The sequence below is a fragment of the Streptomyces sp. NPDC040405 genome, from assembly GCF_055595765.1.
The window spans coordinates 510,714-532,951 of record NZ_JBVIVI010000005.1; the positions used below are offsets into that span (position 1 = coordinate 510,714).

The 22,238-nt window shown below is 71.3% G+C and carries 25 protein-coding genes; 12 read left to right on the forward strand and 13 right to left on the reverse strand.

What is annotated here, in order from left to right; all coding sequences use genetic code 11:
* Positions 1 to 70 precede the first annotated feature (70 nt).
* The 3 genes from ACZ59A_RS23575 to ACZ59A_RS23585 all read left to right on the forward strand — a co-directional run bounded on the left by ACZ59A_RS23575 (position 71) and on the right by ACZ59A_RS23585 (position 4,441).
* A complete protein-coding gene (locus ACZ59A_RS23575; protein WP_470961367.1) occupies positions 71 to 1,381 on the forward strand; it encodes a UDP-glucose dehydrogenase family protein in 1,311 nt (436 codons plus the stop codon).
* An 88-nt stretch (positions 1,382 to 1,469) separates the two neighbouring features.
* Positions 1,470 to 2,702, forward strand: a complete 1,233-nt coding sequence (locus tag ACZ59A_RS23580) for a glycosyltransferase (RefSeq protein ID WP_470961370.1) — start codon at positions 1,470 to 1,472, stop codon at positions 2,700 to 2,702.
* A 110-nt stretch (positions 2,703 to 2,812) separates the two neighbouring features.
* On the forward strand, positions 2,813 to 4,441 hold the full coding sequence (locus ACZ59A_RS23585; protein WP_470961373.1) for an MDR family MFS transporter: 1,629 nt from the start codon (positions 2,813 to 2,815) through the stop codon (positions 4,439 to 4,441).
* Here ACZ59A_RS23585 and ACZ59A_RS23590 read toward each other — a convergent pair.
* Together ACZ59A_RS23590 and ACZ59A_RS23595 are read right to left on the reverse strand one after the other, a co-directional pair.
* Positions 4,422 to 4,916 carry an NUDIX domain-containing protein gene (locus ACZ59A_RS23590; protein ID WP_470961376.1) on the reverse strand — a complete coding sequence of 165 codons (495 nt, stop codon included), beginning with the start codon at positions 4,914 to 4,916 and terminating at the stop codon, positions 4,422 to 4,424. The two genes, ACZ59A_RS23585 and ACZ59A_RS23590, sit on opposite strands and share 20 nt — an antisense overlap.
* Positions 4,913 to 5,647 carry a GbsR/MarR family transcriptional regulator gene (locus ACZ59A_RS23595; protein ID WP_470961379.1) on the reverse strand — a complete coding sequence of 245 codons (735 nt, stop codon included), beginning with the start codon at positions 5,645 to 5,647 and terminating at the stop codon, positions 4,913 to 4,915. The genes ACZ59A_RS23590 and ACZ59A_RS23595 overlap by 4 nt, the downstream gene beginning before the upstream one ends.
* A gap of 221 nt (positions 5,648 to 5,868) precedes the next feature.
* Here ACZ59A_RS23595 and ACZ59A_RS23600 point away from each other — a divergent pair, with 221 nt between their 5' ends.
* From ACZ59A_RS23600 to ACZ59A_RS23610, 3 genes are read left to right on the forward strand one after another with little or no spacing between them, the layout of a single operon-like run.
* Positions 5,869 to 6,537: a DUF4097 family beta strand repeat-containing protein gene (locus ACZ59A_RS23600; protein WP_470961382.1), complete on the forward strand. Its 669-nt coding sequence runs from the start codon at positions 5,869 to 5,871 to the stop codon at positions 6,535 to 6,537.
* 27 nt (positions 6,538 to 6,564) lie between these two features.
* The gene (locus tag ACZ59A_RS23605) at positions 6,565 to 7,521 is read left to right on the forward strand and encodes an ATP-binding cassette domain-containing protein (RefSeq protein ID WP_470961385.1); all 957 of its coding nucleotides are present in this window, start codon (positions 6,565 to 6,567) and stop codon (positions 7,519 to 7,521) included.
* Positions 7,518 to 8,303: an ABC transporter permease gene (locus tag ACZ59A_RS23610; RefSeq protein ID WP_470961388.1), complete on the forward strand. Its 786-nt coding sequence runs from the start codon at positions 7,518 to 7,520 to the stop codon at positions 8,301 to 8,303. The genes ACZ59A_RS23605 and ACZ59A_RS23610 overlap by 4 nt, the downstream gene beginning before the upstream one ends.
* A 79-nt stretch (positions 8,304 to 8,382) precedes the next feature.
* On the opposite strand, the gene ACZ59A_RS23615 is transcribed toward ACZ59A_RS23610, so the two are convergent.
* The 3 genes from ACZ59A_RS23615 to ACZ59A_RS23625 all read right to left on the reverse strand — a co-directional run bounded on the left by ACZ59A_RS23615 (position 8,383) and on the right by ACZ59A_RS23625 (position 10,974).
* Positions 8,383 to 8,625, reverse strand: coding sequence for a hypothetical protein (locus ACZ59A_RS23615; protein ID WP_470961391.1), 243 nt, complete (start codon positions 8,623 to 8,625; stop codon positions 8,383 to 8,385).
* Positions 8,626 to 8,645: 20 nt separating this feature from the next.
* Positions 8,646 to 9,986 (reverse strand): S8 family peptidase, encoded by a 1,341-nt coding sequence (locus ACZ59A_RS23620; RefSeq protein ID WP_470961394.1) that lies wholly within the window; start codon positions 9,984 to 9,986, stop codon positions 8,646 to 8,648.
* A gap of 220 nt (positions 9,987 to 10,206) precedes the next feature.
* Positions 10,207 to 10,974 carry an alpha/beta hydrolase gene (locus ACZ59A_RS23625; RefSeq protein WP_468056487.1) on the reverse strand — a complete coding sequence of 256 codons (768 nt, stop codon included), beginning with the start codon at positions 10,972 to 10,974 and terminating at the stop codon, positions 10,207 to 10,209.
* A 103-nt stretch (positions 10,975 to 11,077) separates the two neighbouring features.
* Here ACZ59A_RS23625 and ACZ59A_RS23630 point away from each other — a divergent pair, with 103 nt between their 5' ends.
* Both ACZ59A_RS23630 and ACZ59A_RS23635 read left to right on the forward strand, forming a co-directional pair.
* On the forward strand, positions 11,078 to 12,244 hold the full coding sequence (locus tag ACZ59A_RS23630) for an adenosine deaminase (RefSeq protein WP_470961397.1): 1,167 nt from the start codon (positions 11,078 to 11,080) through the stop codon (positions 12,242 to 12,244).
* A gap of 138 nt (positions 12,245 to 12,382) precedes the next feature.
* Entirely contained in the window at positions 12,383 to 12,685 is a 303-nt protein-coding gene (locus tag ACZ59A_RS23635; RefSeq protein WP_468056483.1) for an ATP-binding protein, read from the forward strand.
* Positions 12,686 to 12,783: 98 nt separating this feature from the next.
* Here ACZ59A_RS23635 and ACZ59A_RS23640 read toward each other — a convergent pair whose 3' ends face one another.
* From ACZ59A_RS23640 to afsQ1, 5 genes are all read right to left on the reverse strand, one after another.
* A complete protein-coding gene (locus tag ACZ59A_RS23640; protein WP_468056482.1) occupies positions 12,784 to 12,987 on the reverse strand; it encodes a PspC domain-containing protein in 204 nt (67 codons plus the stop codon).
* Between the two features lie 69 nt (positions 12,988 to 13,056).
* The gene (locus ACZ59A_RS23645) at positions 13,057 to 13,632 is read right to left on the reverse strand and encodes a VanZ family protein (RefSeq protein WP_470961400.1); all 576 of its coding nucleotides are present in this window, start codon (positions 13,630 to 13,632) and stop codon (positions 13,057 to 13,059) included.
* A 195-nt stretch (positions 13,633 to 13,827) separates the two neighbouring features.
* The gene (locus ACZ59A_RS23650) at positions 13,828 to 14,448 is read right to left on the reverse strand and encodes a hypothetical protein (protein WP_470961403.1); all 621 of its coding nucleotides are present in this window, start codon (positions 14,446 to 14,448) and stop codon (positions 13,828 to 13,830) included.
* The gene (locus ACZ59A_RS23655) at positions 14,445 to 15,959 is read right to left on the reverse strand and encodes an ATP-binding protein (RefSeq protein WP_470961829.1); all 1,515 of its coding nucleotides are present in this window, start codon (positions 15,957 to 15,959) and stop codon (positions 14,445 to 14,447) included. Before ACZ59A_RS23655 ends, ACZ59A_RS23650 begins: the two co-directional genes overlap by 4 nt.
* A gap of 133 nt (positions 15,960 to 16,092) precedes the next feature.
* Complete coding sequence (gene afsQ1, locus ACZ59A_RS23660) at positions 16,093 to 16,770, reverse strand: two-component system response regulator AfsQ1 (protein ID WP_468056477.1); 678 nt, start codon at positions 16,768 to 16,770, stop codon at positions 16,093 to 16,095.
* A gap of 197 nt (positions 16,771 to 16,967) precedes the next feature.
* On the opposite strand from afsQ1, the gene ACZ59A_RS23665 reads away from it, so the two are divergent.
* The 3 genes from ACZ59A_RS23665 to ACZ59A_RS23675 all read left to right on the forward strand — a co-directional run bounded on the left by ACZ59A_RS23665 (position 16,968) and on the right by ACZ59A_RS23675 (position 18,750).
* Positions 16,968 to 17,771, forward strand: a complete 804-nt coding sequence (locus ACZ59A_RS23665) for a SigE family RNA polymerase sigma factor (protein ID WP_470961406.1) — start codon at positions 16,968 to 16,970, stop codon at positions 17,769 to 17,771.
* A gap of 254 nt (positions 17,772 to 18,025) precedes the next feature.
* Positions 18,026 to 18,328, forward strand: a complete 303-nt coding sequence (locus ACZ59A_RS23670; protein ID WP_470961410.1) for an SCO4225 family membrane protein — start codon at positions 18,026 to 18,028, stop codon at positions 18,326 to 18,328.
* Positions 18,329 to 18,528: 200 nt separating this feature from the next.
* Positions 18,529 to 18,750 carry a hypothetical protein gene (locus tag ACZ59A_RS23675; protein ID WP_470961413.1) on the forward strand — a complete coding sequence of 74 codons (222 nt, stop codon included), beginning with the start codon at positions 18,529 to 18,531 and terminating at the stop codon, positions 18,748 to 18,750.
* Between the two features lie 143 nt (positions 18,751 to 18,893).
* Here ACZ59A_RS23675 and ACZ59A_RS23680 read toward each other — a convergent pair whose 3' ends face one another.
* Complete coding sequence (locus tag ACZ59A_RS23680; RefSeq protein ID WP_470961416.1) at positions 18,894 to 19,565, reverse strand: ATP-binding protein; 672 nt, start codon at positions 19,563 to 19,565, stop codon at positions 18,894 to 18,896.
* Between the two features lie 30 nt (positions 19,566 to 19,595).
* Here ACZ59A_RS23680 and ACZ59A_RS23685 point away from each other — a divergent pair, with 30 nt between their 5' ends.
* A complete protein-coding gene (locus ACZ59A_RS23685; RefSeq protein WP_470961419.1) occupies positions 19,596 to 19,829 on the forward strand; it encodes a hypothetical protein in 234 nt (77 codons plus the stop codon).
* A 120-nt stretch (positions 19,830 to 19,949) separates the two neighbouring features.
* On the opposite strand, the gene ACZ59A_RS23690 is transcribed toward ACZ59A_RS23685, so the two are convergent.
* On the reverse strand, positions 19,950 to 20,810 hold the full coding sequence (locus ACZ59A_RS23690; protein ID WP_470961423.1) for an aldehyde dehydrogenase family protein: 861 nt from the start codon (positions 20,808 to 20,810) through the stop codon (positions 19,950 to 19,952).
* Positions 20,803 to 22,236 (reverse strand): aldehyde dehydrogenase family protein, encoded by a 1,434-nt coding sequence (locus ACZ59A_RS23695; protein WP_470961426.1) that lies wholly within the window; start codon positions 22,234 to 22,236, stop codon positions 20,803 to 20,805. The genes ACZ59A_RS23690 and ACZ59A_RS23695 overlap by 8 nt, the downstream gene beginning before the upstream one ends.
* Positions 22,237 to 22,238 lie beyond the last annotated feature (2 nt).

Here is a 22,238-nt window from a genome sequence, read left to right on the forward strand (position 1 = left end):
TAAGTCAACGGTCGATGACTTAGGGGTTGGGAGATCAACTGTGTCTGATGTATCGGGTCGACATGTAGCCGTGATCGGAACCGGCTATGTCGGACTGACCACCGGCGCCTGTCTGGCGTCCCTCGGCCACCACGTGGTGTGCGCGGACGCCGACTCCCAGAAGGTCCAGCGGCTGCGGCGGGCAGAGGTCGACATCCTCGAACCCGGCCTGCCGGACCTCGTGGGGGACACCGTGGCCACCGGCCACCTGCGGTTCACACAGGACACCGCGGCCGCCGTGGCGGACGCGGAGGTCGTGTTCCTGTGCCTGCCCACGCCCATGGGCGCGGGCGGCGCGGCCGACCTGGCCGCCGTCGAGACGGTCGCCGGGGAGATCCGGACCGTCCTGCCGGAGGGCAGCGTGGTCGTCAACAAGTCCACCGTGCCCGTCGGCACCGCGCAGCGCGTCGCGGATCTGCTCGGCCGCCCGGACGTGACGGTGGTGAGCAATCCGGAATTCCTCCGCGAGGGCCGGGCCGTCCACGACTTCCTCCACCCGGACCGCATCGTGATCGGTGCCGAGCAGGAAGCGGACCGGGAGGCGGCCCAGCGCGTGGCCGACCTGTACGGCACCATCGACGCGCCCGTCGTGCTGACCGACGCCGCCAGCGCCGAACTGGCCAAGTACGCGGCCAACTTCTTCCTGGCCATGAAGCTGTCCTTCGCCAACAACCTGGCCACCCTCTGCGAGCACTTCGGCGCCGACATCGGCGACGTCACCGAGGGCATCGGCCACGACCCCCGCATCGGCCCCGCGTTCCTGCGGCCCGGCCCCGGCTGGGGCGGCTCCTGCCTGCCCAAGGACACCCACGCCCTGCTGACGATCTGCCAGCAGGCCGGGGTGGACTTCCCGCTGCTGCGGGCCACCATCGAGACCAACGTCGAGCATCAGCACCGGCTGGTCGAGCGCATCGCCGCCGAGTCCGGGGCGGCCGACGGCTCGCTGCACGGCGTACGGCTCGCGCTGCTCGGCCTCACCTTCAAGGCGGGCACCTCCGACCTGCGCGACTCACCGGCCCTGGCCATCGCCCGGCTGCTCAAGGAGCGCGGCGCCGAACTCCTCGCCTACGACCCGGCGTTGCGGGGCACCACCCGCCCCGACCTCAGCGATCTGCTCACCCTCGTCGACGACCCGCTGGACGCGGCGGCCGGTGCGGACGCGTGCGTCGTCCTCACCGAGTGGCCGCAGCTGCGGGACCTCGACTGGGAGGCCATCGCCGGGCGGCTCGCCACGCCCACCGTCCACGACTTCCGCAATCTCCTCGACCCGGTCCGGCTGGAGCGGGCCGGGCTGCGGTGGTACGGCGTCGGCCGCACGCCCGCCCTCGCGCCGCGCGGCTGAGCCGTACGTACGCCCGTACCACGTCACGTAAGCCCGTACCGCGTTGCGTACGCCCGTACCACCTCACCGAACAGAAAGGGTTCACCCCATGCGGGTCCTGTGCACCACAACCGGCAGCCCCTCCCACGGGCGTGCCCAGCTCCCCCTGCTCCGCGCCCTCGCGGCGGCCGGACACGAGGTGCTGGTGGTCACCAACCCCGGCCTGGCGCCGGTCTTCCAGGACGACGACGTCCGCCTGGACACCACCATGCCCGAACTCGACCCCCGGGCCCGGATGATGGAGCGCGCCGACGAACTGGCCGCGCTGCCGAAGGACGACACGGCCGCCCTGCACGGGGCGATCGCGAAGCTGATGTTCCGCGGCATGGCCGAGACCGGGGCGAAGATCTCCCTGGAGGGCGTCTTCCCGCTGGCCAAGGAGTTCCAGCCCGACCTCATCCTGCGCGACGGCTTCGACATGGGCGCCGTCCTGATCGCCGAGCGGCTGGGCATACCCCATCTGCCCACCCCCTCCGGGGCCATCAACCTCCTCGACCCGGTCGATCTGCTGCCGTACCTCAACGCCACACGCGAGGAGGTCGGGCTGCCCACCCACGACGACCCGCTGTCCGTCGTGCCGCACGGGCGCGTCGACTGCGTGCCGCCGGAGTTCACCTTCGCCCGCAACCTGCCCCCGACGTGGTCGTACCGGCAGACCGTGGACGTCGAGCGGGCCTCCGTCCTGCCGCGCTGGGTCGCAGAACTCCCCACCGACCGGCCCCTGGTGTACGCCGCCATCGGCACCGCGATGCCGAAGATGCTCGAAGAGAGCGCCTCCGGGAACGGCCCTGGAGCGGGCGCGCCCGAGATGCCCTTCGAGTTCCCGGACCCGACGACCGCGGTGCGCACCATCGCCGACGCCGTGTCGCGGCTGGAGGACTGCACCGTCGTCCTCACCACCTCGGGCATCCCGCTGGACACGGACAGCCTTCCGCCGCACGTCCACGTCACCGACCGGCTGCCGCAGCCGATGCTGCTGGAGTCCGTCGACCTGTTCCTCACCCACGGCGGCTTCAACAGCATCCGTGAGTCGCTGCGCACCGGCACCCCGCTGGCCGTCCTGCCGCAGTTCGGCGACCAGCACTCCAACGCCCGCCGGGTGGAGGAGCTGGGCATCGGCCGGGGCGTCACCGACACCGCGCCGGACGCCGTCGCCGCCGTCTGCCGGGACGTCCTCGCCGACGACGCCATCGCCGCCCGCTCCCGTACGGCACGGCTGGCGATGCTGGCCACGCCGGGCATCGAGACCGCCGTGGGCGATCTGGAGAAGCTCGCCGGTTAGGTCCTGTCCGGCGGATCTTCGTGGGCCCGCGAAGATCCGCCGGACAGGGCCTAGCCCTGCCCTGCACGCCCTCGGTACGACGCGACCCCCGGGAAGAGACGGACCTCCTCGTGACCACCTCCGACACGACCGAGCGGGGCGCGGCCCCCGACGCGGACGGCCCGCCTGTACGGCTCACCCACCGCCAGATCACGACCGTCATGTCGGGTCTGGTGCTGGGGATGTTCCTGGGGGCGCTCGACGGGACCGTGGTGTCGTCCGCGCTGCGCACCATCGCGGACGACCTCCACGGCCTCACCGCCCAGGCGTGGGTGACCACGGCCTACCTGATCACCGCGACGATCGCGACCCCGCTGTACGGCAAGCTCTCCGACATCCACGGCCGCCGCCCGGTCTATCTGGCCGCGATCGTGCTGTTCACCCTCGGTTCGCTGCTGTGCGGGGTCGCCACCTCGGTGTACGAGCTGGCGGCGTTCCGGGCGGTGCAGGGCCTGGGCGGCGGCGGGCTGATGTCGCTCGCCATGACGATCATCGCCGACATCACCTCGCCCCGGGAACGTGGCCGCTACCAGGGCTACTTCATGGCGGTCTTCGGCGGCTCCAGCATCGTCGGGCCGCTCGTCGGCGGGGCGCTGGCGGGTCGCGAAACCCTGCTGGGGATCGACGGCTGGCGCTGGATCTTCCTGATCAACGTGCCGCTGGCGATCCTGGCCATCACCGTGATCATGCGGGTGCTGCGCTTCGTGCCGCACCGCCCGGTGAAGCACCGGCTGGACTACGGCGGCGCGGCGGCGCTGGCCGTCGGTCTGGTTCCGCTGCTCACCGTGGCCGAGCAGGGCCGCAGTTGGGGCTGGGGCGCACCGCTGTCCCTGGCCATGTACGCGGTCGGGGTGGCGGGGCTGGCCGCGTTCGTCCTGGTGGAGCGGCGGATGGGGGACGCGGCCCTGCTGCCGCCGCGGATGTTCCGCGTCACGTCGTACCGGCTGGGCACGACGCTGCACTTCATCGTCGGCATCGGCATGTTCGGCGCGATGACGACGCTGCCGCTGTACCTCCAGCTGGTCAAGGGCATGAGCCCGATCGGGGCCGGTCTCGCCACGCTGCCCACCGTCGCGGCGAACCTGACGGTCACGCTCGTCGTCGGACGGCTGATCTCCCGGACCGGGAAGTTCAAGGTCTACCTGGTGACGGGCATCGGCTCGTTCGCGGCAGCCATGGTCGTCTACGCGACGCTGGGGGTGGACAGCCCGGTGTGGCACGTCTCCCTCGGCATGGTGTTCATGGGCGCCGGGCTGGGCGCGGCGATGCAGACGCTCACCACCCTCGCCCAGAGCGAGGTGCCCCGGAAGGACATGGGCGCCGCGACCGCGGGGGTGAACTTCTTCCGCTCCAACGGCGGCACGGTGGGCGCCGCCGCCTTCGTCTCCATCCTCTTCTCGTTCGCGGGGACCCGGATCGGCGACCGCTTCACCGAGGCGCTTCAGCAGCCCTCGTACCGCCAGCTCGCCGAGCAGCCCGCGAACGCGGAGGCGCTGAAGGCGGCCGTCGGCCCCGGCGGCAAGGTCAACCTGGAGGACTCCGCCTTCCTGCACACCCTCGACCCGCGGGTCGCCCAGCCGTTCCTGGAGGGGTACGTCAGCTCCCTGCGGATCGTGTTCCTCACCGGCGCCGCCGTGCTCCTGGTGGCCTTCCTGATCGCCGCCTGGCGGGTGCCGGACCTCACGCTGTCCGACGAGTAGGCCCGGTAGGCCCCGTACCCGGGTCGTCGCCGGTGCCCAGGATCAGGCGCCGGTGCGACTCGTGGACCTCCTCCGGCAGGGTGTCCGGCGAGAACCACCCCGCCTCCAGGACCTCGAACGCGTCGAGCTTCAGGTCGCCGCCGGTCAGCCGGGCCTCGTAGGCGACCTCGATGCGCAGCTTGTAGCCGCTCCTGAGATACACCAGGCGGCCCGGCTCGACCTCCAGGCCGGTCTCTTCCCGCACCTCCCGGACCACGGTCCGGCCGAACTCCTCGCCCTTGACGGCGTATCCGGAGGGCAGCCCCCACTGGCGGCCCTCCGGCCACATGCGGTGCCGCAGCAGCAGTACCCGGCCCGCGTCGTCGCGCACGATGCCGGTCACTCCGACCATGAACGTCGCGTTGGCCAGCCAGAGCACGCGCCATTGCACGGGGCCGCGCAGGGAACGCCACACGCGCGCGATGAGCCGCTTCATCCGTTGTCGCCCGAGGGCGTTCCGGGTTTCGTGTGGAGGATCTCGCGGGCCTGCTCCGCGGCGCGGGTGGTGCTCTCGGCGACGAAGTCGAGGAAGCGGGCGATGTTTTCGAGGCGGGCGGCGGCCGGGGTGCCGGAGCCGAGGACGCCGACGCCCTGCCGCGCCGTCTCGACGATCTGGACGAGGGACCGGGCGCTGGCCATCATCGACTGGTACCAGACGTCGTCGTCGACGACGTAGCGCTCACGGCGGCGTTCGTCGCGCTCCCGGCGGACGAGGCCCTGGCTGTCGAGGAACGCGATCGCCTTGGAGACGGACCCCGGGCTGACCTGGAGGCGCTGGCCGAGTTCGGACGCGGTGAGGCTGCCCGCGTCGGTGAGGGTGAGACAGGCCAGCACCCGGGCCATCATCTTGGGCATGCCCGAGGCCATGAGGACGGTGGTGAACACCTCCTCGTACTCGTGCACGGCCTCGGCGTCGCGCCCGTGCGCCTGCGGGGGCGCCTTCGGATCCCGGGGCGCGGCCTGCCTGCGCCGGTTGGCGCGGCGCTCGGTGGCGCGGTGGGCCAGGTCGGAACGGTAGGCGGTCGGGCCGCCGTTGCGCATGACCTCGCGCGTGATCGTCGAGGTCGGACGATCGAGACGTCTGGCGATCTCCGCGTAGGCGATTCCGTCGGCCAGTCCCAGCGAGATCTGCTGGCGTTCCTGCTGGGTGAGCCTGCCTCCCGGCATCGCGCCCTCCTTCGTGCTCCGTGAGCCTCCAGGGTAGTGCCCACGTCCTCTTCATTGCAATCAATTGATGATCCTTCGTTGCGTTAAATGCGAGGTCGTTGCAACGATATTTCTGTCTCTATCTGCGGTAATACTGGTTGGACGCAATGAGTTAGTTGCCAAATATGAGAACGCAACGTAGCGTTTCCATTGTTCGAAACAACGAGTCGCAGGAGGACACGATGCACACGTTCGACACCCCCGCCCCGATCTCCGCCGTCCTCGACATCCCCGCGGGCCGCGTCCGGTTCATCGCCGCCGACCGGGCCGACACCACGGTCGAGGTCCTGCCAGGGGACGCCTCGAAGGGCCGTGACCTGAAGGTGGCGGAGCAGACCGAGGTCAGATACGACGACGGCGTCCTGCGGATCGAGGTCCCGGCGAAGAACCAGTACCTCGGCGCTTCCGGGACCGTCGAGGTGACGGTCCGACTGCCCGCCGGTTCCCAGGTGGTGGCGAAGGCGGCCAGCGCCGAAGTCCGGGGCGTCGGACGGCTCGGCGACGTCGACTTCGAGGGCGCGCAGGGCTCGGTCAAGCTCGACGAGGCCGCGAGCGCCCGCCTGACCCTGATGGCCGGTGACGTATCGGTCGGCCGCCTGGGCGGCCCCGCGGAGATCAGCACCCAGAAGGGCGACATCCGGATCGCCGAAGCCGTGCGCGGCACGGTCACGCTGCGCACCGAGCACGGCGGGATCTCGGTCGGCGCCGCCCGCGGAGTCTCCGCCTCCCTGGACGCCGGCACCAGCTACGGCCGGATCCACAACGCGCTCAACAACACCGACGGCGCCGCCGCCGGGCTGAGCATCCACGCGACCACCGCCTACGGCGACATCACCGCCCGCAGCCTCTGACCCGCGGCTTTTCGAGGAGCATCCACCATGACCAACCTGGCCATCGCGGCGAACGGGCTGCGCAAGTCCTACGGCGACAAGACCGTGCTCGACGGCGTCGACCTGGCCGTCCCGCAGGGCACGGTCTTCTCCCTGCTCGGCCCGAACGGCGCGGGCAAGACCACCGCCGTGAAGATCCTCTCCACTCTCGTCACCGCCGACGCCGGTGCCCTGCACGTCGGCGGCCACGACCTGGCCGCCGACCCGCAAGCGGTCCGTGCCGCGATCGGGGTCACCGGGCAGTTCTCCGCCGTCGACGGCCTGATCACCGGCGAGGAGAACATGCTCCTCATGGCGGACCTGCACCACCTGTCCAAGCGCGAGGGCCGCCGGGCCGCCGCCGAGCTACTGGAGCGCTTCGACCTGGTCGAGGCCGCCAAGAAGCCCGCCGCCACCTACTCCGGCGGCATGAAGCGCCGCCTCGACATCGCCATGACCCTGGTCGGCGACCCGCGGATCATCTTCCTCGACGAGCCCACCACCGGACTCGACCCGCGCTCCCGCCACAACATGTGGCAGATCATCCGCGAGCTGGTCACCGGCGGCGTCACCGTCTTCCTCACCACTCAGTACCTGGAGGAGGCCGACGAACTCGCCGACCGCATCGCCGTGCTCAACGACGGCAAGATCGCCGCCGAAGGCACCGCCGAGGAGCTCAAGCGGCTCATCCCCGGCGGCCACATCCGGCTCCGCTTCACCGACCCCGCCGCGTACCAGAGCGCCGCCTCCGCCCTGGGCGAGGCCACCCGGGACGACGAAGCCCTCGCGTTGCAGATCCCCAGCGACGGCAGCCAGCGCGCGCTGCGCTCCCTCCTCGACCGGCTGGACTCCGCCGGAATCGAGGCCGACGAGCTGACCGTGCACACCCCCGACCTCGACGACGTCTTCTTCGCCCTGACCAGCGGCACCCACGTCCCCCACCAGCCCAAGGAGACCGTCCGATGAGCAACCTCTCCCTCGCCGTCCGCGACTCCGCCACCATGCTGCGGCGCAACCTCCTGCACGCGCGGCGCTACCCGTCCCTCACCCTGAATCTGCTGCTCACGCCGATCATGTTGCTGCTGCTCTTCGTCTACATCTTCGGCGACACCATGAGCGCGGGCATCGGCGGCGGAGACCGCTCCGCGTACATCGCCTACCTTGTCCCCGGCCTTCTGCTGATGACCATCGGCTCCACCACCATCGGGACCGCGGTATCCGTCTCCACCGACATGTCCGAGGGCATCATCGCCCGCTTCCGCACCATGGCCATCCACCGCGGCTCCGTGATCATCGGACATGTCATCGGCAGCGTGCTGCAGTCGATCGCCAGCGTCCTCCTCGTGGGCGCCGTCGCCGTGGCCATCGGCTTCCGGTCCACCGATGCCACCGCTATGGAATGGCTGGCCGCGTTCGGACTGCTCGTGCTCTTCGCCATGGCACTCACCTGGATCGCGGTCGGCATGGGCCTGATCAGCCCGAACGCCGAGGCCGCCAGCAACAACGCCATGCCGATGATCCTGCTGCCGCTCCTGTCCAGCGCCTTCGTCCCGGTCGACGCGATGCCGGGCTGGTTCCAGCCCATAGCCGAGTACCAGCCCTTCACGCCCGCCATCGAGACCCTGCGCGGGCTGCTCCTCGGCAGCGAGATCGGCCACAACGGATGGCTCGCCCTCGCCTGGTGCCTGGGCCTCGCGGTGCTCGGCTACTTCTGGTCGGCCTCGAAGTTCAACGCCGATCCGAAGTAACCGCCGATCCGAAGTAACCGCCGATCCGAAGTAACCGCCGTGACAGCCCGGGCCGCCCACCGGCCCGGGCTGTCACGGCTCACTGGAGCGGCGAGTCCGGTGGCGGGAGCCGTACGATGCGCTCCCGGTCGACGGCCTCCACGCCCTCCACCGCCTCCAGCATCGGGATCCGCTCCTCGGCGATGGTGCCGGACAGCGAGCCGAGCAGGGGCTGTTCGCCGGTGACCGCGAGACCGGCCGCGCGGGCGGCCCGCACCACCTCCCCGAACCGGTCGGGGTCGACCGAGACGATCACCCCGACCGGTTCCGACGCGTCGTTCACGGGGCCGCTCACGGAACCCGTCACGGCGCCTGCAGCAGGCCCGCGCCGACGTCCGTGGCGGGGAGCGGCAGCGGGTACGCCCCGGAGAGCAGCCGGGCCCGCAGGCCGGCCGTCGAGGACTCCGGATGTGCCTGGGCGATCAGCGCGAGCACCCCGGCGGCGTGCGGGGTGGCCATGCTCGTGCCGCTCAGCGTCTGGTACGAGCCGTCCGGCGCGGCCGAGAACACATCGACGCCGGGTGCCGCGATGTTCACCTCGCCGCCCTCGCCGTTGATCGCGCCGCACGAGAAGAAGGCCGTCGCCAGTTCCTTGCCGAGCGCGGCCACCGCCAGAGCGGAGGGGCAGTTGGCGGGCCGGCCGACGGCGGCCACGAACCCCGGCCGTCGGCTCTCGTTGCCCGCCGCGGCGATGGTGACCGTGCCCGGATCGCGGTGAAGCGCGCGCCGGAACACGTTCTCGTACGTCTGCGGGAACAGCTCCCCGGGGGCGACCGGCGCCCCCAGCGACATGGAGATCACCCGGGCGCCGTGCGCGACGGCCCAGGCGATGCCCGCCAGGATCTGCCCGTCGGTGCCGGTGCCGCGATCGTTCAGCACCTTGCCGGCCAGGATCCGCGCTTCGCCCGCCACTCCGTAACGGGGCGCGTGTTCGGGCTTCGCGGGACCGGCGACGGTGCCGATGCAGTGGGTGCCGTGGCCATTGCCGTCCTCCACGCTCGCGCCGGGTATGAAGGAAGCCGTCTCCTCCAGGCATCCCGCCAGGTCCGGGTGTTGGGTGGCCACTCCGGTGTCCAGGACGGCGACCTTCACCCCGCGCCCGGTCAGGGTGGAGAAGTTCGCCCGGATCGCCTGGAGGCCCCAGGTGACGCTCTGCTCGTCCCAGGCCGGGCCCAGCGCGGCGGCGAGTTCGGCCCGGGTGTGCCGGTCGACCTCGTCCTCGTCGCTGCGGTAGGTCGGGAAGAACCCGGTCAGCGTCCGCTGCGGCTCGGTGATCACCGAGGCGTACACCATCCGTTCGGGCTCGGCCGCGATGATGGAGGGCTCGCTCTGCGCCGCGGTCACCAGCGTGTGCCGCTGGTCGGGCTGCACTTCGACGACGGCGGCGCCGAGTTCGTCGAACAGCACCGACACGTCGGGGCGTTGGAGCAGTTCGGCGGCGCCGGCGGCCTCCGTACCCCGGACGCGCTCGACGGACGCGATCCCCGCCGACGAGCGCAGCGCGTCCAGTCCGCGTTCCGTCTCCCGCTGGTCGAGCAGCACCACATAGCGGCCGGTGTACTCGGTGGCATGCGGCATGAGCGGCACATCGGCCCGCTCGGGATGTTCGCCATTGGGCGGCCTGCCCATGGGTCCGTTCGTCATGGGGATCCTCCGCTTCCTCAGCGCTGCTTCCCCGGCTCGGGGGCATGCGCCGATGCGCGGAGTGTCGGACGCCAGGAATGACGGAGCGGCTGTGCCGCGTACCGGTGCTATGCCGTCGCCCGAGGCGGGGCGGTCGTCCTACGGTCGCCTCGTGGGCGCCCCCTCATCCACCGTCACCCCGCCCACGGGCGCCCGCAACTCGGGTACCGCGCGCCGCCGCTCAGCGCCGCAGCGTGGAGCCGAACCCCGCCGCCAGCGGCATGCGCAGCCCCAGCGGGGGCGGCGCGGCCAGGGCGTCGGCCACCGGGCGGGAGTAGCCGGTGGCGAAGAGGGAGCCGAGGAGGAAGTCGATGGCCAGCGCCTGGACCTCGGAGCGGTGCTGGTGCAGCCCGTGCCCGTCGCTGTGCACCTCGAAGCGGCACACATCGCGGTTGACCTTCTTGGCCCGCTCGGCGAGCCGGTACGACAGCTCGGGGTCGACGCGCTCGTCGTTCGTACCGTGCGCGATCAGCACCTGCCGTCCCACCAGGTGCTTGACCGGTTCGTCGGACTCCAGCGCGTCCGACTCCGGGAGCCAGGGCGCCAGGGCCACCACCGAGGCGACGGCGGGATGCCCGGCGGCGCGCAGCGCGGCGCGGGCGCCCATGCCGTGGCCCGCGAGGCACACCGGGACGTCGCCGTAGCGCCGTACGACCTCCTGGGTGGCCCATTCGGCGTCGGCGGCCGCGGCGGCGTCGGGCCCGTTCCAGCCGCGGCAGCGGTAGTGCACGACATGGGCGGCGAGACCCTCCTCCTGTCCCGCCCGGACCAGCCGCCGGGCCAGCGGCAGCACGGCGGCGGCGGACATCCGGGTGGGCCGCCGGGTGCCGCCGTCCGGATCGCCGCCCGGAAGCAGCAACACCACACCGTGCACGGTCCTCCGCGAGGCGGCCGCGCCCATCGGCCGCCCCAGCCGGGCGCCCCGTTCGGGCAACGCTTGCTGAGCCATGGCAAAACGATCGCAGAACGGGGGGTGGAGTCCACTACCCGTGCGGGTCACTGTTCCGTATCTATCCGCGACCATCTACGCGCGTAGGGGCTATGGTGCGCAGATGACGAGCGAGCACACCCACCACCCCACCCCCGAACAGATCCGCCGTGCCCCCAAGGTGCTGCTGCACGACCACCTCGACGGTGGGCTGCGCCCCGGCACGGTCCTCGACCTCGCCCGGGAGACCGGATACGAGGCGCTGCCGGAGAGCGAACCGGACAAGCTCGGCCTCTGGTTCCGCGAGGCGGCCGACTCCGGCTCGCTGGAGCGGTACCTGGAGACCTTCGCCCACACCTGCGCCGTCATGCAGACCCGGGACGCCCTGGTCCGGGTCGCCGCCGAATGCGTCGAGGACCTGGCCGAGGACGGCGTCGTCTACGCCGAGATCCGCTACGCCCCCGAGCAGCACCTCACCCAGGGGCTCACCCTGGAACAGGTGGTCGAGGCGGTGAACGAGGGCTTCCGGCTGGGGGAGCGGCGGGCCCACGACAACGGTCACCGGATCCGCGTCGGCGCCCTCCTCACCGCGATGCGCCACGCGGCCCGCGCCCTGGAGATCGCCGAACTCGCCAACCGCTACCGCGACCTGGGCGTCGTCGGCTTCGACATCGCGGGCGCCGAGGCGGGCTTCCCGCCCACCCGCCACCTCGACGCCTTCGAATATTTGAAGCGGGAGAACAACCACTTCACGATCCACGCGGGCGAGGCGTTCGGGCTGCCCTCCATCTGGCAGGCGCTCCAGTGGTGCGGCGCCGACCGGCTGGGCCACGGGGTGCGCATCATCGACGACATCGAGGTCGCCGACGACGGCTCCATCACGCTGGGCCGCCTCGCGTCGTACGTCCGGGACAAGCGCATCCCGCTGGAGCTGTGCCCGACCTCCAACCTCCAGACGGGTGCGGCCACTTCGTACGCCGACCACCCCATCGGGCTGCTGCGCCGCCTGCATTTCCGGGCCACCGTGAATACGGATAATCGTCTGATGAGCGGCACGAGCATGAGCGCCGAATTCCAGCACCTGGTCTCGACGTTCCACTACACGCTGGACGACATGCAGTGGTTCACCGTTAATGCGATGAAGTCGGCCTTCATTCCTTTCGGTGAACGTCTGGCGATGATCAGTGACGTGATCAAGCCTGGGTATGCTGAATTGAAGTCCGAATGGCTGTTCCGGCAGGTGGGCTCGACCACCGCTGTGACCAGGGGATCTATGGTCGAGGGCAGCTGATCGTACGGACGGAAGAAAAGTCCGGGGAAAGGGTTCGCGGGTCGTTCCGCTGCCGTTTTTCCCTGTTTGCGGGCGTCCGAAAATCAGGGCTACGTTTCCGTATCGGTCAAGCCCCTCGTCTGCAAGGACAGATTTCTGATGAAGCAGGGAACCCTCAAGACCATCGGCGTGATGGCCCTCGGTGCTGCCGCCCTCGTGGCCGGAGGCGGTGTCGCGTCCGCGGCCAGCGCCCCGGGCCCGCACGGCTCCGGTGCCTCCGGCCTCGGCCCGGGCGTCTCCGCCCCGCAGCAGCTCCCCGGCCAGGCCGCCCCCGCCAAGGGCCGCCCCGCCGCCCCCCGGCCCACCCAGCCCGACGCTCCCCAGGGCCTGCTGGGCGGGCTCGGCGGACTCGGCGGACTCAAGGGCAGCCTGCCCACCAACGGCATCATGCGGCTGGGCTGATCCTCCGTCCGGCACCCGCGGCCGGGCCGCACACCCGCCCAGGGTGCGCGGCCCGGCCGCGTCGTCACCGGCGGACTGCCGGGATCAGACTGGCGGGATCACCAGGCCTCGCGGTAGGAGTCCTCCGCGGGTAGGAGGATCCACAGCGCGATGTAGAGCAGGAACTGCGGGCCCGGCAGCAGACAGGAGACCAGGAAGATCACCCGCATCGTGGTCGGGGTCGTCCCGAACCGGCGGGCCAGCCCGGCGCAGACACCGGCGATCATCTTTTCGTTGCGGGGGCGTACCAGTGCGGCGGCCATGATGGCGGCTCCTCGGCGTATCGGGTTCGTACCGTCTCGGTGCGTCTTGCCCGAGCTGATACCTCCACGCTAGGTGCGCGAGCCGGACGAGGCGTCGCCCCACGGTGCGAGGCCGACCCTGGTCATCGTCGGGGTCACCGTCCGGGCGCCCTCCTCCCGGGGGAGGGCGGCGACCCGGGCCCGGTCCGCCCGGCGGCGGAGCAGGGTCCGTACGGCGGGTACCACCAGCAGATGCGCGAGCGCGACCCCGACGGTGTTCAGCAGCAGCGCGTCCACGCTCACGATCTGGCCGGTCACCTCGCTGCGCAGCAGCGCGATCGCCATGGCCGTCATCGCCCCGGTGAAGGTCGTCCGGGCGAACGAGGCGAAGGGGTACGCGTCCACCCGGCCCCCGGCCAGCGGCAGCAGCACCCCCAACGGCGCGAGCAGCAGCAGCCCCCCGCCGATCGAACGGGCCGCGGCCCACGGGGTGAGCGCCAGATCGGCGCGGATGGCGCCCAGTGGTTCCAGGGTCTCCGCCGTCACCCACGGCACGGTCAGCGGGCGCAGGGTCAGCCAGCAGACGAACGCAAGGTGGGCGACGAGGAGTACGAAACCCGCGGCGCGGTAGCGGAAGGCGGCCCGACGGCCGAAACGACCCTGCACGTATCTCAGGACGCGACCGGCCCGGGTCCCGGTTCCGCGCGCCACCTCGCTGGTCAGTAACGGGTTACCGACTGGTCGGTCACCGGATCGTCACGGGAAACGGGCCGGGAACGGGCGGCGAACCGCAGGGAATCGGTCAGTCCGCGGGCCACCTGGTCTTCCGTCCGTTCCGTCAGTGCACCGGTCCTCCGTCCGTCAGGACACCAGTACCCCCGAGGTCACCGCGGCCTCCGGACGGCTCCGCATCTCCTCGGTGCACTCGTACCGCTTCAGCGGGTCCCGGTCACTGTCCGGACCGCCGAGCACCACCTTGTGGTCCTCGTCCGCCGCCGCCGAGCCCGCGAAGGTGCAGATGATCTGCGCGAGCGCGTGGGGCGGCAGCTCCTCCGGCGGCTGGTTCAGCCGCAACGCGTCGTCCGGATCGCCCCGCGCAGGGCCGGAGACCGTGATCCAGTCCTCCACCGCGGTGGAGAACCCGGCCGAGGACTCGGCCGCCGAGGGCGGCTGCCGCAGCTGCTCCAGCAGCGCCCGGGCCGCCTCCACCCGCTCGATCGGCGCCTTCTTCTCCGAGAGCTGCGCGTTCCGGTCCACCGACAGCAGCCGCGAGGTGCACAGCAGATAGATCCGTACGGAGACCCGGCCCGCCCCCGTGGCGGCCCGGCCCGTCTCCGGCGCCTGGCACGACGCGCGCGACGGCGCGGCCCCGGCGTCCACCGGCACCGAGGTGCCGCGTATGCCGCACCCGGCTGCCAGCAGCGCGGCCACGACGGTCAGCAGCAGGGCGGCCGGCCGCCGCCGGGTCGCTCGCGGGCTCATGGCGCGCCCCCTTCGTTCGTACGGCCCTCATCGCTCGTACGGGGACCGTCCGGGCCGTCGCCCTTCCGCTCCTTCTCGCGCTTCCGGTCCTCGATCGAGGCGAGGCGCGAGGCGTCCATGGGCAGCCGCAGCGTGAAGACGGCGCCGCCCTCCGGAGAGTTCGCGGCGCTGATGTCGCCGCCGTGGATGTGCGCGTTCTCCATCGCGATCGACAGCCCCAGCCCGCTGCCCTCCGAGCGGGGCCGGGAGGCGCTCGCCTTGTAGAAGCGGTCGAAGACATGCGGCAGCACGTCCTCCGGGATTCCCGGACCGTGGTCCCGCACCTTGATCAGCAGATCCTCGCCCTCCGGCAGCACCGACACCCGCACCGGGGAGCCGCCGTGCTTGAGCGCGTTCCCGATGAGGTTCGCCAGGATGACGTCCAGCCGCCGCGGGTCCAGCCGGGACATGATCCCGCGCGCCGCGTCCAGCTCCACCGCGTCCAGCCAGGCGCGCGCGTCGATGCACGCCGTCACCTGGTCCGCGACGTCGACGTCGTCGAGCACCAGCCGGGCCGTGCCCGCGTCGAAGCGGGTCACCTCCATCAGGTTCTCCACCAGGTCGTTCAGCCGCCGGGTCTCGCTGACCACCAGCTGCACCGCCGGGGCGATCATCGGGTCGAGCGAGTCGGCCTCTTCCTCCAGCACCTCGCTGACAGCCGTGATCGCGGTGAGCGGGGTCCGCAGCTCATGCGACATGTCCGCGACGAAGCGACGGCTGGAAGCCTCCCGCGCGCTCAGCTCGTCCACCCGCTTCTGCAGCCGCTCCGCGGCCCGGTTGAAGGTGTGCGACAGATTGGCCAGCTCGTCCGAGCCCGAGACCTGCAGCCGGGTGTCCAGATGCCCCTCGCCCAGCCGGTTCGCCGCCTCGCCCAGCCGCTGCACCGGCCGCAGCACGGTGGCCGCGGCCGCCTGCGCGAGCAGCGCGGAGCCGACCAGCGCCAGGGCGGTGGCGATGCCCAGCGACCAGGCGAGCGAGTTCAGGTCCTGGCGCTCGGTGTCCAGGGACTTGAGCATGTAGCCGGTCGGCCCGCCCCCGTTCACCTTGGCCCCGCCCACCAGGTACGGCGTGCCGTCCAGCGTGATCCGCTGCCAGTAGAGGTGGTACGGGGCGGAGCGCGACCCCTCGGCCGAGCGCCGCTCGTCCACCGCGCGCCGCAGCACCCGCGGCACGGACTTCATGGTGAACAGGTCCGACTCGGAGGCCGCCGTGCAGCCGCCGCTGCCCCGGGTCCGGGTGACCAGCAGCACCTCGTACTTCTGGGTGTTGTCCGCCATGCGGTCCGCGGCGTCCTGCAGCTCTGGGCAGGTCGGCGTGGCGGGCAGCGGGTCGGTGTCGTCCTTCAGCGACTTGCGGAACTCGTCCAGCGCCGCGTCCTGCGTGCGCGTCAGCACCGCGTCACGGTTCAGCCAGTACGCGATCGCCGACGCGGACACCGCGGCCGCAAGCGCGACCAGACCGAACACGAGCATCAGCCGCAGCCTCAGGCTGAGCCACCGCAGAATCCCCGCGGCCCAGCCCCGCGCCCGGCCGCGCTCCTCGCTCACACCGCTCAATTCCGTACGTCTCCGCCCCACCAGCGCGCACCGGACGCCACCGCGTCTCTCACGCCGGTACGTCCAACCGGTACCCGACCCCACGCACCGTCCGGATCAGCGTCGGCGACGACGGCACATCCTCCACTTTGGCGCGCAGCCGCTGGACGCACGCGTCCACCAGCCGGGAGTCACCCAGATAGTCGTGTTCCCACACCAGCCGCAGCAGCTGCTGCCGCGACAGCGCCTGCCCCGGCCGCCGGCTCAGCTCCAGCAGCAGCCGCAGCTCGGTGGGGGTGAGCTGAAGATCCTCACCGTTCTTGGTCACCGTCATGGCCGCCCGGTCGATCACCAGGCTGCCGAACGACGCCGCGTCGTTCGCCTCCCGCTCGCCCCGGCGCAGCACCGCCCGGATACGGGCGTCCAGCACCCGTCCCTGCACGGGCTTCACCACATAGTCGTCCGCACCGGACTCCAGCCCCACGACCACGTCGATGTCGTCGTTGCGTGCCGTCAGCAAAATGATCGGCAACTGGTCGGTACGGCGGATACGGCGGCACACCTCGAAGCCGTCGATCCCGGGCAGCATCACATCCAGCACGATCAGGTCCGGCCGCTGCTCGCGCAGCAGCTTCAGGCCATCCTCGCCCGTCGCCGCCGTCGCCACACGGTGGCCCTGGCGGGACAGGGAGAGTTCAAGGGCCGTGCGGATGGCGTCGTCGTCCTCGATCAGCAACAGGAAAGGCACGTTGGTCATTCTGGCCTACAAGGGGCCTGTAGTTCGACCGTCGGGGGTGTACAAGCTTGATCCCCTGTGACGAGCCTGTGACAGTCGGCAGACAGCGCCATGAAACTGGTTCGGCAAAGTCTTCTGTGCACCGGCCGGAACGAGCGGCCGGGCAGCCAGCAGACGACCGAGCAGGCTCCACCGACGGGGGGCGCGACATGAGCACACTGCACTTCACCCACAACAGCGCAGTCATTCGCACGCGTCTCCACGACGCCGTCCGGAGCGGAGAGAAGTCCGGTGCCGTGAGCGGGCGGGGGTGCGCTCGCGGCACCGGGCGTCAGCGGCCGCCGTACATGGTGGCCATTGACGCGAAGCCGGGGGCCGGGGAGGGCCCCGGGGGGAACGGGGAAAACGGGGGTCCCGGGGGGGACCACGGGGGAAGCAACGGGGGCAGCTCGTACAGGGAGGCAGAGGGGGAGCGGCGCGCGCAGAGCGGGGCGGAGGCGGAATTCACCGCCTACGTCCAGGAGCGCCGCGCCTCCCTGTACGCAACCGCCTACCACCTGACCGGCGACCGGTTCGAGGCCGAGGACCTGCTGCAGAGCGCGCTGTTCTCGACCTACCGCGCCTGGGACCGGATCAGCGACAAGGCCGCGGTCGGCGGCTATCTGCGCCGCACCATGACGAACCTGCACATCAGCGCCTGGCGTCGGCGCAAGCTCAACGAGTACCCGACGGAGGAGCTGCCGGAGACGGCGGGCGACCAGGACGCGATGCGCGGCACCGAACTGCGCGCCGTGCTCTGGCAGGCCCTGGCCCGGCTCCCCGAACTGCAGCGCACGATGCTGGTGCTGCGGTACTACGAGGGCCGGACGGACCCGGAGATCGCGGACATACTGAACATAAGTGTCGGCACGGTCAAGAGCAGTATCTGGCGCTCGCTGCGCCGGATGCGCGAGGACGACGTCCTCAGCTTCGGCCGTGACGAGGAAGAGTCCTTCGGCGAACTCGTCGCCTGAGGGCAAGGGGAAAACGGGGGCCGGCGCTCGGGGGAGCGCCGGGAGCACGGGGAAACGGGGAACAGAGGGAAACGGGGGAAAACGGGGAACAGGGGAAAATCGGGGAAAACGGGATCGGGGGATCCCAGTGGGGGGAGAGCGGGTCCGGACGGCCGGGGGGGCCTGTCCGGGCCCTTTCTCGTGTGCGGTCGTACGGCGGGGTTTGAGTACGGATACTCATGCCCCGTATCGCCCGTTTCGGCAGGCTGATCCACATGAAAACACGCGACGTTCCACGACGCGTCCTCGATGTGGTCGCGGGCGACTGGCTGTCCCGCGGCTACCTCGCCGTGGTCCTCGCCCTGCTGGCCTGGGCCTGGGCGGACGCGAGCTTCTTCCCGTACGACGACGCCTCGTTCGCGGCGGTCGTCCCCGCCCTGTTCACGGCACCGGCCAGCCTGCTCTTCGTCCTCCTCCCGGAGGGCACCGAGGGCTCCTACTTCGGCCTGGTCACGGCGGCGGCCATCCTCAACGCCACCGCGATCACCCTCCTGGCCCGCGCGGCGCGCAGCGCGTGAGTGTGCCCAGAGATTCGGGTTCCCTGGGCGGGGCGTTTCTTTGGTCTTTCCCTAGTGTGGCGCCGGTAAGGGCCGGTCGGTGCTTGCGCATTGATACTCTCCCATTCATCGCCCCTGCCGCCAGGAATTCCGGTCGTGCGGGGGCGAAGTGACAGATCGTGTATTTCCATACTCGACTGGAGAGTCCTATGAAGAAGGCCATGCGCGTAAAGGCACTCGCCGTAGCCGCGGTTGCCACGGCCGCCGTTGCCCTGCCCCTCGCGACGGCGGGCACGGCCTCCGCCGAGACCCGTCTCCTCCCGCACTACACGCACTCCTACCTCGAGTGCCAGACCCTGGGCAACAAGGCGGCGCAGGCCGGTCAGCTGAGCGGCTTCAAGTGCGTCCAGGAAGGCAGCTGGGTCGTCATGTACCCCTGGTAAACAGCCCCTTCCGGCGGCCCTTTTCCGGCCGTGGGCTGAATACCCCGGCGGGGCGCCGCGATTCCGTGGCGCCCCGTCTTTTCGCATCGCGTGAAAGCCGTCGTTCCACGGGCATGAATTCCGCGGAATGCGGTTCGTGCTGCTCAGGTCCGTACACTCTCGTGGCGTCGACTCGCCGTGGCCGCCGCTATCCGCTCCAGTGCCTCGTCCCGCCCGCACGCGTGCGCGCCCAGCGCCGTCTGCCGCTCCACGATGCCGCGCTCCGAGCGCATCAGCCGCCAGCCCCTGCGCACCAGATACGGCGCCGACTTGCGCCCCTCCCGCAGATCGCGCGCCAGCCGCCGCCGGAACGTCGTCGAGGGCCGCCCCCGCAGACAGATCGCGTCCGCCAGCACCCCCAGCGCCCGGCACCGGTCGATGATGTCCGCCGCGAAGATCCCCTCCGCCACGAACACCGCCGCCCGCCCGATGTCCATCGGCTCCGCCCCCACCCGCGAGCTGGAGGCGATGTCGTACACCGGCACGGTCGTCCGCGAGGTCCGGCACAACGCCTCGACCGCCGCCACCGCCGCGTCCGCGTCCCACGACAACGGCGAGTCCCAGTCGGCCCCTTCACCTCCGGCGAGCTGTGGGAGCGTCGGGTCGTCCCCCTCCTTGTAGAAGTCGTCGAGATTCAGCACGGGCAGCCCGGTACGGGCCGCGAGGGACGACTTTCCCGAGCCGGAGGGCCCGGTGAGCAGGACGACGCGCGCGGAGGCGGGATGAAGGGTCACGGAACACCAGTCTGACGCATCCCTGCCGCCCCTTGAACCCATGGGGCCGGGCCCTGTCCGTCACGGCGAGTGGTGACCGGCACCGCTTCGGGGCTCGCCGACGAGATGGAGGCCGTGCAGCTCAACGCGGGGGCCGAACTCCTCGGGCATGTGGGCGTGATGCTCGAAGATCGGCGGGTTGGTGTCAGGGAGCTGCGGTTCCTGGTCAAGCGCCTGTCCGAGGCGCTGCGCGATGCGTTGCGGGTCGCCGAGAGCCGGGGCGGGCGGCTGGGCGCCGATGTGGCCGAGGGCGGGGTGGGGGAATGAGCGAGGTTGTGCCCGTACCGGCGAAGGCGCCGGAGTGCCGGGCGGCGGTGCGGTGTTCCGGTGGGCGGGAGCGGTATTGAGCGGCGGGCCCCTCGCCCCGTGGGGGAGGGGCCCGACCGCTCAGACGCCCATGGGGTGCCAGACCGTTTTGGTCTCCAGGAAGGAGAGGAGGCGGCCGGTGCCGGGGTCGGCGGTCCAGTCCACAGGGTGTGGACGGACCACGCGCTTGAGGTTGTCGGCGGCGGCCGTTTCCAGGGTGGTGGCGAGGGACGGGTCCGCGCCTGCCAGGTCGATCGCGTTGACGTCCTGGTGGGCGGCGAGGGGGGTGGCGAGTTCGGGGGTGCGGCCGGAGAGGATGTTGACCACGCCGCCCGGGAGGTCGGAGGTGGCCAGGACCTCGGCCAGGGAGAGGGCGGGGAGCGGGGCGCGCTCGGCGGCGATGACGACGGCCGTGTTGCCGGTGACGATCGCGGGGGCGAGGACCGAGATCAGGCCGAGGAAGGTGGAGTCCTGGGGGACGACGAGGGCGACCACGCCCGTGGGCTCCGGGGTGGAGAGGTTGAAGTACGGCCCGGCCACGGGGTTCGCGGAGCCCGCGATCTGGGCGATCTTGTCGGACCAGCCCGCGTACCAGACCCAGCGGTCGATCCCCGCGCTCACGGTGGAAGCCGCCTTGGGCGCGGACAGGCCCTCGGCAGCGGCCACCTCGCGCGCGAACTGGTCGCGGCGGCCCTCCAGCATCTCGGCGATGCGGTACAGGATCTGGCCGCGGTTGTACGCGGTGGCACCGGACCAGCCGCCGAACGCCTTGCGGGCGGCGGTCACCGCGTCGCGGGCGTCCTTGCGGGAGGCCAGGGGGGCGTTGGCCAGCCAGCGGTTCTTGGAGTCGGTCACCTCGTACACCCGGCCGCTCTCGGAACGCGGGAACTTCCCGCCGACGTACAGCTTGTAGGTCTTGAAGACGCTGAGACGGTCAGACATCGAGGTATGCCTCCAGGCCGTGGCGGCCGCCCTCGCGGCCGTAGCCCGACTCCTTGTAGCCGCCGAACGGCGAGGCGGGGTCGAACTTGTTGAACGTGTTGGACCAGATGACGCCCGCGCGCAGCTTGCCGGCCATGGCCAGGATGCGCGAGCCCTTCTCCGTCCAGATGCCCGCCGACAGGCCGTACGGGGTGTTGTTCGCCTTGGCGACCGCCTCGTCGGGGGTGCGGAAGGTGAGGACGGAGAGGACCGGGCCGAAGATCTCCTCGCGGGCGATCCGGTGGGCCTGGGTGACGCCGGTGAAGAGGGTGGGCGCGAACCAGTAGCCGGAGCTGGGCAGCTCGCACTCGGGGGCCCAGCGCTCGGCGCCCTCGGCCTCGCCCGCGTCGGCCAGGTCGCGGATACGGGCCAGCTGCTCGGCGGAGTTGATCGCGCCGATGTCGGTGTTCTTGTCCAGCGGGTCGCCGACGCGCAGCGTGCGCATACGGCGCTTCAGGGCCTCCAGGAGTTCGTCCTGCACGGACTCCTGGACCAGTAGGCGGGAGCCCGCGCAGCAGACGTGGCCCTGGTTGAAGAAGATGCCGCCGATGATGCCCTCGACCGCCTGGTCGATCGGCGCGTCGTCGAAGACGATGTTCGCGGCCTTGCCGCCCAGCTCCAGGGTGACCTTCTTCTCCGTACCGGCCACCGTGCGGGCGATCGCCTTGCCGACCTCGGTCGACCCCGTGAAGGCCACCTTGGCGATCCCGGGGTGGGCGACCAGCTCGGCGCCGGTCGAGCCGTCGCCGGTGACGATGTTGACCACGCCCTTGGGCAGGCCCGCCTGGCGGCAGATGTCCGCGAAGAAGAGGGCGGAGAGCGGGGTCGTCTCGGCGGGCTTCAGCACGACCGTGTTGCCGGTCGCCAGCGCCGGGGCGATCTTCCACGCCAGCATCAGGAGGGGGAAGTTCCAGGGGATGATCTGGCCCGCCACGCCCAGCGGCCGGGGATCTTGCCCGTACCCGGCGTAGGACAGCTTGTCGGCCCAGCCCGCGTAGTAGAAGAAGTGCGCCGCGACCAGCGGCAGGTCGGCGTCCCGCGACTCGCGGATCGGCTTCCCGTTGTCCAGCGACTCCAGCACCGCCAGCTCGCGCGAGCGCTCCTGGATGATCCGCGCGATGCGGAACAGATACTTGGCGCGCTCGGCGCCCGGCAGCGCCGACCAGGACTCGAACGCCTTGCGGGCGGCCTTCACCGCGCGGTCGACGTCCTCGGCGTTGGCCTGGGCGACCTCGGAGAGGACCTCCTCGGAGGAGGGGGAGAGGGTCTTGAAGACCTTGCCGTCACCCGCCTCGCGGAACTCGCCGTCGATGAACAGCCCGTACGACGGGGCGATGTCGACGACCGCCCGGGACTCGGGAGCGGGGGCGTACTCGAAAACGGGCATGG

Coding starts and splice junctions, on each gene's coding strand:
- ACZ59A_RS23695 (WP_470961426.1), bottom strand. CDS start 22,236: ATGCCCGTTTTCGAGTACGCCCCCGCTCCCGAGTCCCGGGCGGTCGTC.
- ACZ59A_RS23690 (WP_470961423.1), bottom strand. CDS start 20,810: ATGTCTGACCGTCTCAGCGTCTTCAAGACCTACAAGCTGTACGTCGGC.
- ACZ59A_RS23675 (WP_470961413.1), top strand. CDS start 18,529: ATGCGCGTAAAGGCACTCGCCGTAGCCGCGGTTGCCACGGCCGCCGTT.
- ACZ59A_RS23640 (WP_468056482.1), bottom strand. CDS start 12,987: ATGGCCGCCGCACTGGTACGCCCCCGCAACGAAAAGATGATCGCCGGT.
- ACZ59A_RS23650 (WP_470961403.1), bottom strand. CDS start 14,448: ATGAGCCCGCGAGCGACCCGGCGGCGGCCGGCCGCCCTGCTGCTGACC.
- ACZ59A_RS23670 (WP_470961410.1), top strand. CDS start 18,026: ATGAAAACACGCGACGTTCCACGACGCGTCCTCGATGTGGTCGCGGGC.
- ACZ59A_RS23655 (WP_470961829.1), bottom strand. CDS start 15,959: ATGCTCGTGTTCGGTCTGGTCGCGCTTGCGGCCGCGGTGTCCGCGTCG.
- ACZ59A_RS23625 (WP_468056487.1), bottom strand. CDS start 10,974: ATGGCTCAGCAAGCGTTGCCCGAACGGGGCGCCCGGCTGGGGCGGCCG.
- ACZ59A_RS23665 (WP_470961406.1), top strand. CDS start 16,968: ATGAGCACACTGCACTTCACCCACAACAGCGCAGTCATTCGCACGCGT.
- ACZ59A_RS23580 (WP_470961370.1), top strand. CDS start 1,470: ATGCGGGTCCTGTGCACCACAACCGGCAGCCCCTCCCACGGGCGTGCC.
- ACZ59A_RS23620 (WP_470961394.1), bottom strand. CDS start 9,986: ATGACGAACGGACCCATGGGCAGGCCGCCCAATGGCGAACATCCCGAG.
- ACZ59A_RS23610 (WP_470961388.1), top strand. CDS start 7,518: ATGAGCAACCTCTCCCTCGCCGTCCGCGACTCCGCCACCATGCTGCGG.
- ACZ59A_RS23680 (WP_470961416.1), bottom strand. CDS start 19,565: ATGGGTTCAAGGGGCGGCAGGGATGCGTCAGACTGGTGTTCCGTGACC.
- ACZ59A_RS23595 (WP_470961379.1), bottom strand. CDS start 5,647: ATGCCGGGAGGCAGGCTCACCCAGCAGGAACGCCAGCAGATCTCGCTG.
- ACZ59A_RS23605 (WP_470961385.1), top strand. CDS start 6,565: ATGACCAACCTGGCCATCGCGGCGAACGGGCTGCGCAAGTCCTACGGC.
- ACZ59A_RS23635 (WP_468056483.1), top strand. CDS start 12,383: ATGAAGCAGGGAACCCTCAAGACCATCGGCGTGATGGCCCTCGGTGCT.
- ACZ59A_RS23600 (WP_470961382.1), top strand. CDS start 5,869: ATGCACACGTTCGACACCCCCGCCCCGATCTCCGCCGTCCTCGACATC.
- ACZ59A_RS23590 (WP_470961376.1), bottom strand. CDS start 4,916: ATGAAGCGGCTCATCGCGCGCGTGTGGCGTTCCCTGCGCGGCCCCGTG.
- ACZ59A_RS23630 (WP_470961397.1), top strand. CDS start 11,078: ATGACGAGCGAGCACACCCACCACCCCACCCCCGAACAGATCCGCCGT.